Raw genomic sequence first — 12,992 nt, 5'->3', positions numbered from 1 at the left:
TCGCAGCGCCGCTCCCAAACCGGTAGTAGAGAAGTCTTCTCTCCGCCATAAACCACCGAAATCTTAGTAAAACAGTAGTAGAGAAACCCTGTCTCCGCCCAAAATCGCCGCACCGCTCCCAAACCGGTAGTAGAGAAGTCCTCTCTCCGCCCAAAACCCTTCGCTGTTCTAGCAAACGGTAACATAGAAGCACGCAAAAGCCCCAAAGTCCCAAAGCCCCAAAGCCTACCTACTCCACAACCATCCCAGCTTCCTTCAACACCGCATACGCTGCATCCAGTTTCTCCTCGGAATCCGCCTCTATCGTATGCAAGTGTGTTCCATCCGTCAACTGAGATAAATAAGAAGCATTGGTTTGCTTTATTTTTCGTATAAATGCGTCCACTTCCGCGCGACTAGATACCATGACAGAAGCATTTAAATCGCCATAGACAGGGTGTTCGATACGCACGTCTTTGACTGTTACGCCGTGGTCGACGAGGATATATAGTTCTTCTTTTGTCTGGTGAGGTTCGTGGAAGGACACGATAATTCGTTCTTTTTTTACCTGTTCCCCGAAAGGTTTCATGTAGACGTAGCCTTGGCTGGTTGCAAGGATCGGTTCGTTTTTTGCTTTTAAGAGGGAGATGTCCTGAACAATGACTTGTCGGCTTACGTTCGTTCGTCCTGCTAACTCTCCTCCGGTAAGCGGTTTGTCTTCTGTTTGCAGCCAGTGCAAAAGGAGGTTTCGTCGTTCTTCCCCAAGTACTTTCTTATCTTGTGTCATTAGTTTAGCCGCTCCTTTTCATCTGTTCTTCAATAATTTCCTTAAGAGCCTCAACAGAAAGCTCAAGGTCCTTAATCGTGGTTTGTTTTCCAAATGACAGGCGAATGAATTCCCTTGCCTCATCTGGTGATTTCCCGGTTGCAATCATAGTTCTTGAAGGGGATTGGGATCCCATTTGACAGGCGCTCCCTGTGGAGATTGCAATGCCTTTTCGGTTGCATTCAAGCATGACGAGCTGTCCTTCTATACCTGGTATTCTTAAGCCGAGGATATGTGGAAGGCCTTGTGCGCGTTCTCCTTCGACTATAATGGGAAGCCAAGATTGTTGAATCAATCTGAGAAAGTGGATTCGCATCGTTTCATACTTTTCTTTTATATCGTGCATGGATGCCTCCATTATCTGGGCAGCAGTTAGGAAAGAAGCGATACCAGGTACGTCTACTGTACCGGGACGCATTCCTTTTTCATGACTAGCACCTTCGTGAATGGATTTCCAAGATGCTTTTGGATCGATATATAAGGCTCCGACGCCTTTTGGTCCATAGATTTTATGGGATGATATCGAGATGCTTGTAAGTTGTAGCTTTTCCACGTCTATTGGTATTTTACCAAATGTCTGGACACAATCGCTATGAAAGTGAATGTTTTCTTCCTTAAGGAGTGCCCCAATTGCTTCTAGCGGCTGCAAGATTCCCGTTTCGGAATTAGCATGATGAATGGACACGAGGCAAGTATCCTCGCGTAATGCTTCTTTTAATTGAGAAAGAGAAATAATCCCATTAGAGTCCACAGGCAGCCACGTTACGTCATAGCCCTCTTTTTCAAATGTCCTGCAAAGTGAATAAATGGAAGCATGTTCTGTTGCGGTGGTAATAATATGCTTTCCTTTTTGTCCACAGCCTTTTAACAAGGTTCTTATAGCAAGAAGGTTCGCCTCACTGCCACCGCTTGTAAAATAAACACCTTCTTTTTGACCTGAAATTATCCGTGCAAGCTCGCCGCGGCAGGTTTCCAATAAATCCGCTGCGGTGGTTCCTGTGTCATGTAAACTACTGCTGTTTCCGTAATAATTCCGTGCCACATGTTGATAGGCCTCCAAGGCTTCGTTGCTCATTGGGGTAGTAGCGGCGTAATCGAGATAGATCATGTTTGGAAACTCCCTCCCCTTAGATGACTGCTACATTTAGTAATATCTAGCAATCTTTCGGTCTTAGAAAAAATCTCTTGTCATTAGTATAGAAATATGTAAATATAGGTGTCAAGACACTTATATACACAGGAGGTTTTTTTTGTGTCTAGTTTACAGCGAGATGTGATTGTAGTCGGTAGTGGACTATCCGCTTTGTTGACTGCAAATTATTTAAGTGAACATATGAATGTGATTATCTTCACAAAGTCGAGTAAAAATGATAATAATTCTTTTCTTGCACAAGGAGGAGTTGCTTGTGCTATCGAACATACAGATTCTTGGCAATTGCATTACGAAGACACGCTTGCTGCCGGGTGTTACCACAATGAGGAAGATGCAGTGGAATTACTGACAAAGTGTGGGCCGGGTGAGTTAAAAGCATTAATTCAAAATGGGATGCAGTTTGATCGCGACGCTCTTGGTGATTTTTCACTTGGCATGGAAGGCGCTCACTCTAAAAGAAGGATTCTTCATGCCGGAGGAGATCAAACCGGCAAGCAATTGATGGAATGGCTTCAATCCAAGCTGTCTAAAAAAGTATTAATGGTAGAACATGAAACCGTTATCAAATTGCATGTCCAAAATGACCAATGCTGTGGCGTTCAAACTCTCAATTCTATTGGAGAGCGAACAAATTACTTTGCCGAAAAAGTGATTTTGGCAACAGGTGGAGCGGGTTCTCTGTATCCTTATACCTCAAATAATGAGAACATTACCGGCATGGCATTGTCTCTCGCTTATCAGGCAGGAGCGACATTGACCGATTTGGAATTCATGCAGTTTCACCCCACAATGCTGTCTGTGGATGGAAAGGCGGTTGGACTTGTTTCAGAAGCTGTTCGAGGGGAAGGAGCGTTTCTCCAAGATGGAAAGGGTCATCGGTTCATGGAAAACGTTCACCCACTTAAAGACTTGGCACCAAGAGATGTTGTCTCCCGTGCCATTTTTCAAGAGTTGGACAATAGCGAAAAGGTATACTTGAATATCACCGATGTAGAGCAATTCCAGACAAGGTTTCCTGCCATCACTAAGCTATGCACAAAGCATGGTATCGACTTAAAGTCCAATCTTATCCCAGTCGTTCCGGGGGCTCATTTTTATATGGGCGGCATTCATACAACCGTTTATGGAGAAACGACGCTGAAAGGGTTGTATGCTGTTGGAGAAGCTGCCTGTAATGGGGTGCATGGAGCAAATAGGTTGGCGAGTAACTCCTTGCTTGAGACCATCGTTTTTTCCAAAACGCTTGCAGATCACCTTTTAACAGAAAAAGTCATCAACTCTCATTTGCATTGGCACCAAACATCTACTGGCAGAATAGTAAAGGATTTGCTTATTCAGGAGAGGGCAGTGCCACTTCCATCAAAAGAAGAAATTCAACAGATGATGATGAAGCACGCTGGAATTGTCCGACATAGGGAAGGGCTACTGGAGTTAAAGGGGTGGTTGGGACTTTTCCAACCATACTGCAAGGCAATAGATCATCTAACAGATAGTTTAAAAATAGAAGAAATAGAGACCATCCACATGCTTCAGTTGTGCTATCTGGTTACAGAAGCATCCCTGCAACGAGAGGAAAGTCGTGGAGCCCACTTTCGTTCAGATTTTCCAGTAGCTAAAGATTCTTGGAGGCAGGTCCGGATTTTGCATGTTCAACAGGAAGAAAGCGCAATGGGAAAGGAGAACGAGATAGATGAATATAATCATGTTGCAAGAGATGCTGCGTCATTTTTATAAAGAGGATATAGGGGAAAAAGATTTAACTTCTGAGGCACTTTTCGCTGAAAATGAAATAGGTTCAGGAACGTTTATTGCAAAAGAAAACGGTATTTTCGTAGGAGAACAGATTGTTATGGAAGCTATGCGCTTACTTGACCCAGCAGTCCAGGTAACTCTTTTCAAACAAGATGGAGACAAACTGGAAAAAGGGGAAGTGATTGCAAAAGCGGAAGGGAAAATGAGGGCTTTACTTGGTGCAGAAAGAGTGACGTTGAATTTGATGCAGCGAATGAGTGGAATAGCGACACTGACTGCAACTGCCGTTTCAGAACTTGATAGCAACCATACAAAAGTTTGTGATACTAGAAAAACGACTCCGGGCTTAAGGATGTTGGAAAAATACGCTGTTACTTGCGGTGGTGGTTATAACCACCGTTTTGGATTGTATGATGGTGTAATGATTAAGGATAATCATATCGAGTTTGCCGGAAGCATTACAAACGCGGTTAAACGAGTGCGCGAAAAAGTCGGTCATATGGTCAAAATTGAGGTGGAAACAGAATCGCTGGCACAGGTTCAAGAAGCTGTGGAGGCTGGTGCAGATGTCATAATGTTTGATAACCGCACACCGGAAGAGATAAAAGATTATATTGAGCATGTACCAAAGCATATAACAACAGAGGCATCAGGCGGTATTAATCTAACCAACCTCGCATCTTACCGGGACATTGGTGTGGATTATATCTCTTTAGGACTGCTGACCCATTCAGCAAAATCATTAGATATTAGTTTCAATGTTGGGGCGAAAGGAGTTTACTAAAATGAACATATTAGATTTAGTGAAAAAAGATAACGGGCTCTTGCCTGCCAAATATCGTGATATGACAACAGATGAAATGAGAACAAGAGTTATGGAAATAAAGGAGAAGCTTGGATCGGATCTTTTTATTCCTGGACACCACTATCAAAAAGATGAAGTCGTTGAATTTGCTGATGCGACAGGAGATTCCTTGCAACTTGCACAAGCTGCGGCGGATACAACTGCCTCTTATATCGTTTTTTGCGGGGTGCATTTCATGGCAGAGACTGCAGACATTTTGACAAATGAAAATCAAGTGGTGGTATTGCCTGATATGAGGGCAGGCTGTTCGATGGCCGATATGGCTGATATTCATCAAACGGAGCGGGCGTGGGAAAAGCTTGAAAAGGTTTTTGGCGACACAATGCTGCCATTGACGTATGTGAACTCCACTGCAGCCATTAAAGCCTTTTGCGGAAAAAGGGGCGGGGCTACTGTTACTTCCTCCAATGCGCACAAAATGGTGAGATGGGCATTCACACAAAAAGAAAGAATCTTATTCTTGCCAGATCAGCATCTTGGTAGAAATACTGCTTATGATTTAGGGATTCCTCTAGAGGAAATGGCAGTTTGGAATCCGATAACAGATGAACTGGAATACGACGGTGACCCATCTAATGTAAAAGTAATTCTTTGGAAAGGGCATTGTTCGGTTCATGAAAAATTCACTCTTGGCAATATCGAACAGTTGAGAAGAGATAAACCGGAGATGAAGATTCTCGTACATCCAGAATGTACGTGGGAAGTGGTCCAAAAAAGTGATCTCGCAGGAAGTACGAAATATATCATTGAAACAATAGAAAAAGCGGAAGCGGGCACTCAATGGGCAATCGGGACAGAAATGAACTTGGTAAACAGAATCATCCAACAGCACCCAGACAAGGAAATTGTTTCGCTTAATCCAAACATGTGTCCATGTCTCACCATGAATCGCATCGACCTTCCCCACCTACTATGGGCACTGGAATCCATCGAAAGCGGACAAATCATCAACAGAATCCAAGTTGAACATGATGTAGCACAACAATCCATCTCAGCACTAAACAAAATGCTCGAACACGCCTAAAAAAGCACTGTTAGGGTTGAATTTTAAAAGAATGCAGTTTCTAGCTGTTGATTGAAGCAAATGGCGAAGACTCCTGAGGGAGATAGCGCTAGGTGGAGACCCCGCAGGCTTGCCGAGGAGGCTCCAGCGGCGCACCTAGGAAAGCGAAGCCATTTGCGGAAATCATCAGCGGTGTTTAAGCGAATAATAAAAATGGGCACCGTCGGAAAAATATATTTTTCCCTGCGGTGTCCATGTTTTTTATCATAAACTCCCCTTTTGACGCATAAGTTGATGTGAAGAATAGTGGCAAAATGCCTACTCAACTCATAGACTGTAAAGACTTTGCTAAGGAGGGAAAATCCTTGAAAATCCATATTGTCCAAAAAGGGGATACATTGTGGAAGATTGCCCAGAAATACAATGTGAACTTCGAAGAACTAAAGAAATCGAATTCACAACTAAGCAATCCTGACATGATTATGCCTGGAATGAAAATAAAAGTGCCGATGGCAGGGGTACCTGTTAAGAAAGAAAGCCAAGTGATGGGTGTAAAGAAAGAAGCACCAAAGCAAGTAATGGGGGTACAGGCGCCTAAAGCGCAACATCCTTATAAGGAGATGCCGAAGAAGCCTGCAGTAAAAGAGCAACCTGTAAAAGAAGCGCAGAAAACTCCATACACTCCGAAAATGCCGCAATTGAAGCCGTATTTTCCTGAAGTGGATGTAAATAATTATTTGACTGTTAATGTTCCGCACAAGCAGCCTAATGAAAAAATGCCTAAGATGCCGAACATTAAAATGCCAAACGCTAAAATGCCGAACATAAAGATGCCAAATGTAAACATGCCAAATGCGAACATGCCTGTAAACATACCAAAGCCTAAAGAAGAGAGTCCGGAAAGTCCTGAACAGGTCATGGGAGTGCAACAACCAGCTATGGATGAATGCTATCCTGTATCACCTGTATTACCAGGAAGCGGGTTATGCCCACCATGTCCGCCATACTATCATCACCATCACGGATGGGGACCAGGATGGGGTGGCGCAGGAATGGGAATGCCAGGGATGATGCCTGGAATGCAAGGAATGGGAATGCCAGGGATGATGCCTGGAATGCAAGGAATGGGAATGCCGGGGATGATGCCTGGAATGCAAGGAATGGGAATGCCGGGGATGATGCCTGGAATGCAAGGAATGGGAATGCCAGGAATGATGCCTGGAATGCAAGGAATGGATGGATCCCAAGTCATGGGAGTGCAACAAGGAGAAGAATCTCCAGATGTTGATTACGGGCAAATGCAACAGCAAATGATGCAACAAATGCAACATATGCAACAAATGGGCCAAATGCCGAACATGAGCAATGAAGAGATGGAAAGTGCCGTAATGGGTGTTCAAGATCAAATGGCTCAAAATGGTATGCAAGGAATGGGAATGCCACAGATGATGCCTGGAATGATGCCAGGGATGGGAATGCCACAAATGATGCCACAAGGAATGCCGATGGGACCAATGGGAGGGTATCCATGCTATCCGATGGGGCCAGTATCTCCAGGTTCAGGATTTGGACCAATGGACGGTGATCAGCAACAAGTCGCAGGAGCAAGCTCCGGTGGAGATTGTGGCTGTGAAGCACCTCAAGGTTATCGAAATGTTCCTTATGGTTATGCTCCTTATGGCTATCCTGTTGCTCCAGGCTATTATAATCCTCAAGGTTATGGGTATGGAATGTCAAATGAAGAGCGAAATGAAGGATCGGATTTTGAAGGTCCAGAAATTGATGATGAAAACTGATCAACCGATCTTTAGGGACGATTTCAATCGAAATCGTCTTTTCTTTCGTCTCTGCCGGGAAACAAAGCTTGCGATACATTCCTACAGCAAAATAAAGAATAATCTTTATAAAATACAGTCAGAGGATGGTTTATATATTTTAAAGGGCTATTCAGAACCTGGCAATCTGGAAACCATCATAGAGGTTAGCCAACTTCTACATAAGAACGGTTTTCTTAAGGGGCTTATGTACGAAAAATTTAATGATGGTTCATTCCTCCTTGTAGAAAAAGAGTTAGTATGGGTGTTGTTAAAGTATATTGTACCTAAGCGAAAGTTTAGCTTCTCCAAGACAGAGGATAGAGAAGATGGACTGAATACCCTGCAAAATTTCCATCAACACAGTAAAGCACTCCTACCCATTCTGCCATCTGGTTTACCCCAGGAAAGCACGGTTGTCAAATGGCAAAACCGACTTAAAATTTTTGAAAGTCATGTACCCTTTTTATCAAAGTGGTTTAACCCTCAAGTAATCAGTGAAATTGTATACTATAGTCACTTGGCACTGGATGGGCTGATGAAAGATTATGTGGAAACAGAGAAAGTGATTCTTCACGGTGATGTGGCGAGTCATAATTTTATTAGAGCTGCAGATAATAAGGTGTATTTAATTGATTATGATTTGCTTTCAATTGGAAATGAGGAGTGGGATTATGTCCAATATGCAAGCAGGATACTTCCTTTTATCAAATGGAATAGCAGTTTATTTCAGACCCATTCCTTTTTGATTGAATCGGGCAAAGGACAGCCTTGGTTTAGGACGGCGTTATCTTTTCCTATGGACATTTTACGAGAAGGGAACCAGTTTTCACATACAAGCGGCGATAAAAAGATGCCTAGCAGCTTTGCCAACCTTTCCTACTTTGTTTCTACTTGGGAATTGCGCAAACAATTTTTGACGTATTACAACAATCTGATACAATAATTTATATAGCTAATTGGAGGGAAGAATACGTAATGGAAGAAAAAATTTCCAAGTTGGTACAATGGATTCAAGAAAAAGTAAAAGATGCAGGACTGAATGGAGCAATTGTGGGAGTAAGTGGTGGAATCGATTCCGCTGTTGTCGCTCATCTAATCAAAAGAGCATTCCCTGAAGATTCTCTAGGTGTCATTATGCCTTGTAAAAGTGACCCGAAAGATCAAGAATATGCGCTAGAAGTGATTGAGAGCTGTGGGATTTCCCATACTACCATCGACCTTTCTGAGACACACACGGTTCTTTTTTCTGCAATGGAAAAACAGCTAAAGGAAAAAGGCGAATGGAATGAGGAAACTTCTAGACTTGGTGATGCAAATACACGTGCACGTCTTCGTATGACGACCCTTTATGCAGTCGCCAACAATTATGGTTATTTGGTAGTGGGTACTGATAATGCGGCAGAATGGCATACTGGTTATTTTACTAAATTCGGAGACGGTGGAGTAGACCTAGTTCCACTTGTGAATTTAACCAAAGGTGAAGTTCGTGAAATGGCGAAAGTTCTTGGAGTACCGGAAAGCATCATCAGTAAGCCGCCAAGTGCAGGTTTATGGGAAGGCCAGACGGATGAAAATGAGATGGGTACAACTTACAACATGATCGACAGCTATCTTAAGGGCGAGGAAATTCCTGAAAAAGATAAGCAGATCATTGATAGAATGCATAAACGTACAGAGCATAAACGTCAATTGGCATACGGACCTCCAAAATTTTAAAAGCTTGGAGAGAACTAACAAAATAAAACACCCCTTAACTTGTCACCCTAATGGAGAGTACATCTTTGTACTCAACTGACTCGTTAGGGGGTTTTTACATTGAGGAAGTCACTATTCACTGTAACCTCTGCGGCACTTTTAGTTGGCGGTCTGTCGGGATGCGGTCAAAAGGAAAGTGCAACAGACAATAGGTACTATGAGGAAACAAGACCTATTGGGTATTATACAAGCGAACACAATCCTTATGTAAACAATGACCGTACACGTCGCGAACCGGAAGAAAGGGGAAATGCCCGTCTTCTGGAGGATAATGATGGTCCTTTAAATGAAATTCTGGACCGTTCTGTGATCTACGACGAAAAAAGAGTAAGACGTAACAAAGAAAATGGAGTCAGAAATGCAACAAACCGTAACTATGGTGGCGGGGATTTAAATATTGGATATGATACGCCACATTATAGTCGGACAGATCAAAACTATCACGGACATCTTAACGGGATTGAGAATGTTGGGAACCCATCGTATTACAACAATTATGATGGCAACCTTGCTAACTCAATCGTTAAACGTGCTTCTAAGGTGGATGGAGTCGATGATGCCCGTGTTTTAATCAATGGGGATGAAGTGCTTGTTGCGGTAAATCCGGAAAATGGAGCAGATGATACCCGTCAGCTAAAACGTGAAGTGCGTCAAGCAGTTAAACCGCTTTTGAAAAATAAAGATGTACGCGTTGCCGTTGATGCAAGTGTGTACAGTACAGTCAGAAGTGTGGACAATGATTTGCGTAATGGAGAATGGCATTTGCAAGATTTGGACCAAACAATGCGTGGTATTTATCGCACCATGACAAGATAACTTTTTAGGAACAGCCCCTCTAAGGATAGGGGCTGTTTTTTTAAGTAGAAATTTTCCCCTTCTCATGGTTAATATTCCTAAATATGGTCAAACTAAAAAAGATAAGACCAATAAATTGTTGGGATAGAAATTAAACTAATGAGAATGTGAGGGGGCAATGTAACAATGAAACCCATCATACTTAAAAAGTGGATCCTACTGGTAGTTGTCTTCGTTGCCGCATCTGGATTGCTTTATACGTTTGCCACTTATGAAGGTGCAGCAGATGAGAATGAATATGTGGATGAAGAAGTACTTGAGGATGCGTTTGAAGTAAACGGTCCATTGACATTGAAGGTCGTGTTGGAACGAATCTATCTCGATGGCGAGGTCAGTGAGGAAATTTTGGATGAGACCGTTTGGGCAATGGAAGACTTTTGGGCTCAATACGAGGATTGGCAGGTTATCGACCTCGATGGAGAACAAGTTGTGTTTCAACAATACATTGATGACATATCACCTTTATTGAAATCCAATGGATACTTTGGAATCTCCAATGAAGGAATTCTAACCATATATGAAGGAAAGCCAACAGAGGCATCCAAGATTATCCAATCTTTTTTCCAAATTGATGTAGGAAAATTGGAAAGCCACCAGCACGAGCAATTAAAAGGTGGAATAAAAGTGGGAACCAAAGATGATTATGTTCAGGTATTGGAGACCTTCAAGCCTTATACGACCAAAAAACAATAAACAGGCCGGCATCTTGCTGGTCTGTTTTTCGCATTGGTCTATTCCGAGGTTAATTTACCTTAACAATTGTACTAAAATATGCTATCTTTTTCTTTTGAGCCGATAGTTTCTTCTATTCATGGTAAAATGGAGAGTAGAAGCTGAACGAAAAAGGAGAGTATTTTTACGTTGATCGATTTTATTAGAGGTTTTGTCGAATACGTGTCACCGGAATATGTTGTGGTGGAAGTGATGGGAGTAGGATATCAAGTGAATGCACCAAATCCATTCATCTATCAAGTCGACCGCGACAAAGAAGTGACCATTTATACATATCAACATGTCAGGGAAGATATATTGGCCCTATATGGTTTTAAAACGAGAGAAGATAAAAATCTGTTTATGAAGCTTTTAAACGTTACAGGCATCGGTCCTAAAGGGGCACTTGCCATTTTAGCATCAGGTCAGCCGGCACAGGTGGTACATGCCATAGAAAATGAAGATGAAAAATTCCTCGTCAAATTCCCAGGTGTGGGAAAGAAAACAGCAAGGCAAATTATATTAGATTTAAAAGGCAAGCTCAACGACCTTGTACCAAGTGCTTTTCCAGATCTTTTTCAGCCTGATGTAGAAGTAAATGTCACGTCAACTTCCAGCTCTGCGTTGGATGAAGCATTAGAGGCATTGAAAGTATTAGGATATGGTGACCGGGAAATCAAGAAAATTGTCCCTGCATTAAAAAAAGAAGATCTATCTACAGATCAATACGTTAAAAGAGCATTACAGCTCTTGTTGAAATAATGGGACTTAACAGCTGACTTAGGAAAGGGGGAACCACTTGATGGATGATCGCATGGTTTCACAGGATGCAACCTTGGAGGAGCATTCTTTAGAATATAGTTTAAGGCCACAAACCCTGCAGCAATATATTGGACAAGATAAAGTGAAGGAAAACCTGGAAGTGTTTATACAGGCGGCAAAAATGCGCCAGGAAACCTTGGATCATGTCTTACTTTACGGACCTCCTGGACTTGGGAAAACGACACTTGCAGCCATCATAGCAAATGAGATGGGGGTGCAACTTCGTACTACAGCAGGACCTGCTATTGAGCGTCCAGGAGACCTTGCAGCCATTTTGTCTGCGTTAGAACCTGGGGACGTCCTTTTTATTGATGAAATTCACCGGCTTCATCGTTCTATTGAAGAAGTTCTTTATCCTGCGATGGAGGATTATTGCTTGGATATCGTGATAGGGAAGGGACCAACCTCAAAGTCTGTCCGTCTTGATCTTCCTCCTTTCACGCTTGTTGGGGCTACTACAAGAGTAGGATTACTAACAGCGCCTCTTAGAGACCGTTTTGGGGTACTGAGCCGGTTGGAGTATTATAACGAAGAACAGTTAACGGAAATCTGTCTGCGCACTGCTCAAATACTTGAGATTGGATTAGAGCAGGACGCAGCAACCGAGATAAGCAGAAGAGCAAGGGGGACCCCGCGTATTGCTAATCGGTTACTCAGAAGGGTGAGGGATTTTGCCCAAGTATTAGGAAAAGATACCATTAGTGCTTCTTTAGCAAAAGAAGCGTTAGATCGCTTACAGGTAGATAAACTTGGATTAGATCATATCGACCATAAGCTACTAATGGGCATCATTGAAAAGTTCCGAGGTGGGCCTGTAGGAGTGGATACAATTGCCGCAACCATCGGAGAAGAATCCCATACCATAGAAGATGTATATGAGCCATACCTCTTGCAAATTGGCTTTCTCCAACGCACTCCACGTGGCCGGGTCGTGACAGACTTAGTGTACCGTCACTTCCATATGGAGGTGCCAAAAGAATAATGGAACTGCCTAAAATGTTGATGGTAATTGGAGCAGTACTTTTAATTATAGGATTTCTTTGGCAAGTCGTTGGAAAAATCCCAGGAGACATCGTCGTGAAAAAAGGCAATGTAACTTTCTTCTTCCCAATCGTAACTTCCATCATCATCAGCATCGTACTCAGTCTTATATTTTACTTTATTGGACGGTTTAGATAATAATATTCTACCTGTAGACTGAAGAGCAAGGTGTGAGACTCCAGCGGGGGCGTAACGGTAGGTTGAGACCACGCAGGCGAAGGAAGCCACTGAAAAACTGAATATTCATGTACTAAGTGATTTCTAGCTGTGGATTGGAGCAAAAGGCGGAGACTCCTGAGGGAGATAGCGGTAGCTTGAGACCCCGCAACGCAGTGAGGAGGCTCAAGCACCGCCCCTAGGAAAGCGAAGCCATTTGCGGAAATCCACAGCGGTGTCTGAACAACACCTTAATT

At 42.8% G+C, this 12,992-nt stretch carries 13 protein-coding genes; 11 read left to right on the top strand and 2 right to left on the bottom strand.

Going from position 1 to position 12,992, the window contains the following annotated elements:
* Nucleotides 1–229: 229 nt before the first annotated feature.
* Nucleotides 230–766: a transcription repressor NadR gene (locus AAV98_RS08755; RefSeq protein ID WP_060665174.1), complete on the bottom strand. Its 537-nt coding sequence runs from the start codon at nucleotides 764–766 to the stop codon at nucleotides 230–232.
* A 4-nt stretch (nucleotides 767–770) separates the two neighbouring features.
* Nucleotides 771–1,913: an IscS subfamily cysteine desulfurase gene (locus tag AAV98_RS08750; protein WP_060665173.1), complete on the bottom strand. Its 1,143-nt coding sequence runs from the start codon at nucleotides 1,911–1,913 to the stop codon at nucleotides 771–773.
* A gap of 144 nt (nucleotides 1,914–2,057) precedes the next feature.
* Here AAV98_RS08750 and nadB point away from each other — a divergent pair, with 144 nt between their 5' ends.
* From nadB to AAV98_RS08695, 11 genes are all read left to right on the top strand, one after another.
* The gene (gene nadB, locus AAV98_RS08745; protein WP_060665172.1) at nucleotides 2,058–3,692 is read left to right on the top strand and encodes an L-aspartate oxidase; all 1,635 of its coding nucleotides are present in this window, start codon (nucleotides 2,058–2,060) and stop codon (nucleotides 3,690–3,692) included.
* A complete protein-coding gene (gene nadC, locus AAV98_RS08740) occupies nucleotides 3,649–4,494 on the top strand; it encodes a carboxylating nicotinate-nucleotide diphosphorylase (protein ID WP_060665171.1) in 846 nt (281 codons plus the stop codon). Before nadB ends, nadC begins: the two co-directional genes overlap by 44 nt.
* 1 nt (nucleotide 4,495) lies before the next feature.
* Nucleotides 4,496–5,599 carry a quinolinate synthase NadA gene (gene nadA, locus AAV98_RS08735; RefSeq protein ID WP_060665170.1) on the top strand — a complete coding sequence of 368 codons (1,104 nt, stop codon included), beginning with the start codon at nucleotides 4,496–4,498 and terminating at the stop codon, nucleotides 5,597–5,599.
* 344 nt (nucleotides 5,600–5,943) lie between these two features.
* On the top strand, nucleotides 5,944–7,374 hold the full coding sequence (safA, locus tag AAV98_RS20570; protein WP_060665169.1) for a SafA/ExsA family spore coat assembly protein: 1,431 nt from the start codon (nucleotides 5,944–5,946) through the stop codon (nucleotides 7,372–7,374).
* Nucleotides 7,361–8,338 (top strand): phosphotransferase, encoded by a 978-nt coding sequence (locus AAV98_RS08725; RefSeq protein ID WP_197284271.1) that lies wholly within the window; start codon nucleotides 7,361–7,363, stop codon nucleotides 8,336–8,338. Before safA ends, AAV98_RS08725 begins: the two co-directional genes overlap by 14 nt.
* A gap of 32 nt (nucleotides 8,339–8,370) precedes the next feature.
* Nucleotides 8,371–9,111: an NAD(+) synthase gene (nadE, locus tag AAV98_RS08720; RefSeq protein WP_060665167.1), complete on the top strand. Its 741-nt coding sequence runs from the start codon at nucleotides 8,371–8,373 to the stop codon at nucleotides 9,109–9,111.
* A gap of 99 nt (nucleotides 9,112–9,210) precedes the next feature.
* Complete coding sequence (locus tag AAV98_RS08715) at nucleotides 9,211–9,966, top strand: YhcN/YlaJ family sporulation lipoprotein (protein ID WP_060665166.1); 756 nt, start codon at nucleotides 9,211–9,213, stop codon at nucleotides 9,964–9,966.
* A 165-nt stretch (nucleotides 9,967–10,131) separates the two neighbouring features.
* A complete protein-coding gene (locus AAV98_RS08710) occupies nucleotides 10,132–10,698 on the top strand; it encodes an intercompartmental signaling factor BofC (RefSeq protein ID WP_060665165.1) in 567 nt (188 codons plus the stop codon).
* Between the two features lie 168 nt (nucleotides 10,699–10,866).
* On the top strand, nucleotides 10,867–11,478 hold the full coding sequence (gene ruvA / locus AAV98_RS08705; RefSeq protein WP_060665164.1) for a Holliday junction branch migration protein RuvA: 612 nt from the start codon (nucleotides 10,867–10,869) through the stop codon (nucleotides 11,476–11,478).
* Between the two features lie 40 nt (nucleotides 11,479–11,518).
* Entirely contained in the window at nucleotides 11,519–12,520 is a 1,002-nt protein-coding gene (gene ruvB / locus AAV98_RS08700; protein ID WP_060665163.1) for a Holliday junction branch migration DNA helicase RuvB, read from the top strand.
* Nucleotides 12,517–12,717 carry a DUF2905 domain-containing protein gene (locus tag AAV98_RS08695; protein WP_060665162.1) on the top strand — a complete coding sequence of 67 codons (201 nt, stop codon included), beginning with the start codon at nucleotides 12,517–12,519 and terminating at the stop codon, nucleotides 12,715–12,717. The genes ruvB and AAV98_RS08695 overlap by 4 nt, the downstream gene beginning before the upstream one ends.
* Nucleotides 12,718–12,992: the final 275 nt, after the last annotated feature.

This window comes from Bacillus sp. CHD6a (assembly GCF_001293645.1).
Taxonomy (GTDB): Bacteria; Bacillota; Bacilli; order Bacillales; family Bacillaceae_I; genus Sutcliffiella_A.
Note: the sequence above shows the minus strand (reverse complement) of the source record. Positions and strands in the feature narration are given on the sequence as shown.

What these genes read in the sequence shown, in the direction of transcription:
- AAV98_RS08710 (WP_060665165.1), top strand. Translation starts at nt 10,132, where the DNA reads ATGAAACCCATCATACTTAAAAAGTGGATCCTACTGGTAGTTGTCTTC.
- AAV98_RS08755 (WP_060665174.1), bottom strand. Translation starts at nt 766, where the DNA reads ATGACACAAGATAAGAAAGTACTTGGGGAAGAACGACGAAACCTCCTT.
- nadC (WP_060665171.1), top strand. Translation starts at nt 3,649, where the DNA reads ATGAATATAATCATGTTGCAAGAGATGCTGCGTCATTTTTATAAAGAG.
- AAV98_RS08750 (WP_060665173.1), bottom strand. Translation starts at nt 1,913, where the DNA reads ATGATCTATCTCGATTACGCCGCTACTACCCCAATGAGCAACGAAGCC.
- ruvB (WP_060665163.1), top strand. Translation starts at nt 11,519, where the DNA reads ATGGATGATCGCATGGTTTCACAGGATGCAACCTTGGAGGAGCATTCT.
- AAV98_RS08725 (WP_197284271.1), top strand. Translation starts at nt 7,361, where the DNA reads ATGATGAAAACTGATCAACCGATCTTTAGGGACGATTTCAATCGAAAT.
- nadE (WP_060665167.1), top strand. Translation starts at nt 8,371, where the DNA reads ATGGAAGAAAAAATTTCCAAGTTGGTACAATGGATTCAAGAAAAAGTA.
- nadA (WP_060665170.1), top strand. Translation starts at nt 4,496, where the DNA reads ATGAACATATTAGATTTAGTGAAAAAAGATAACGGGCTCTTGCCTGCC.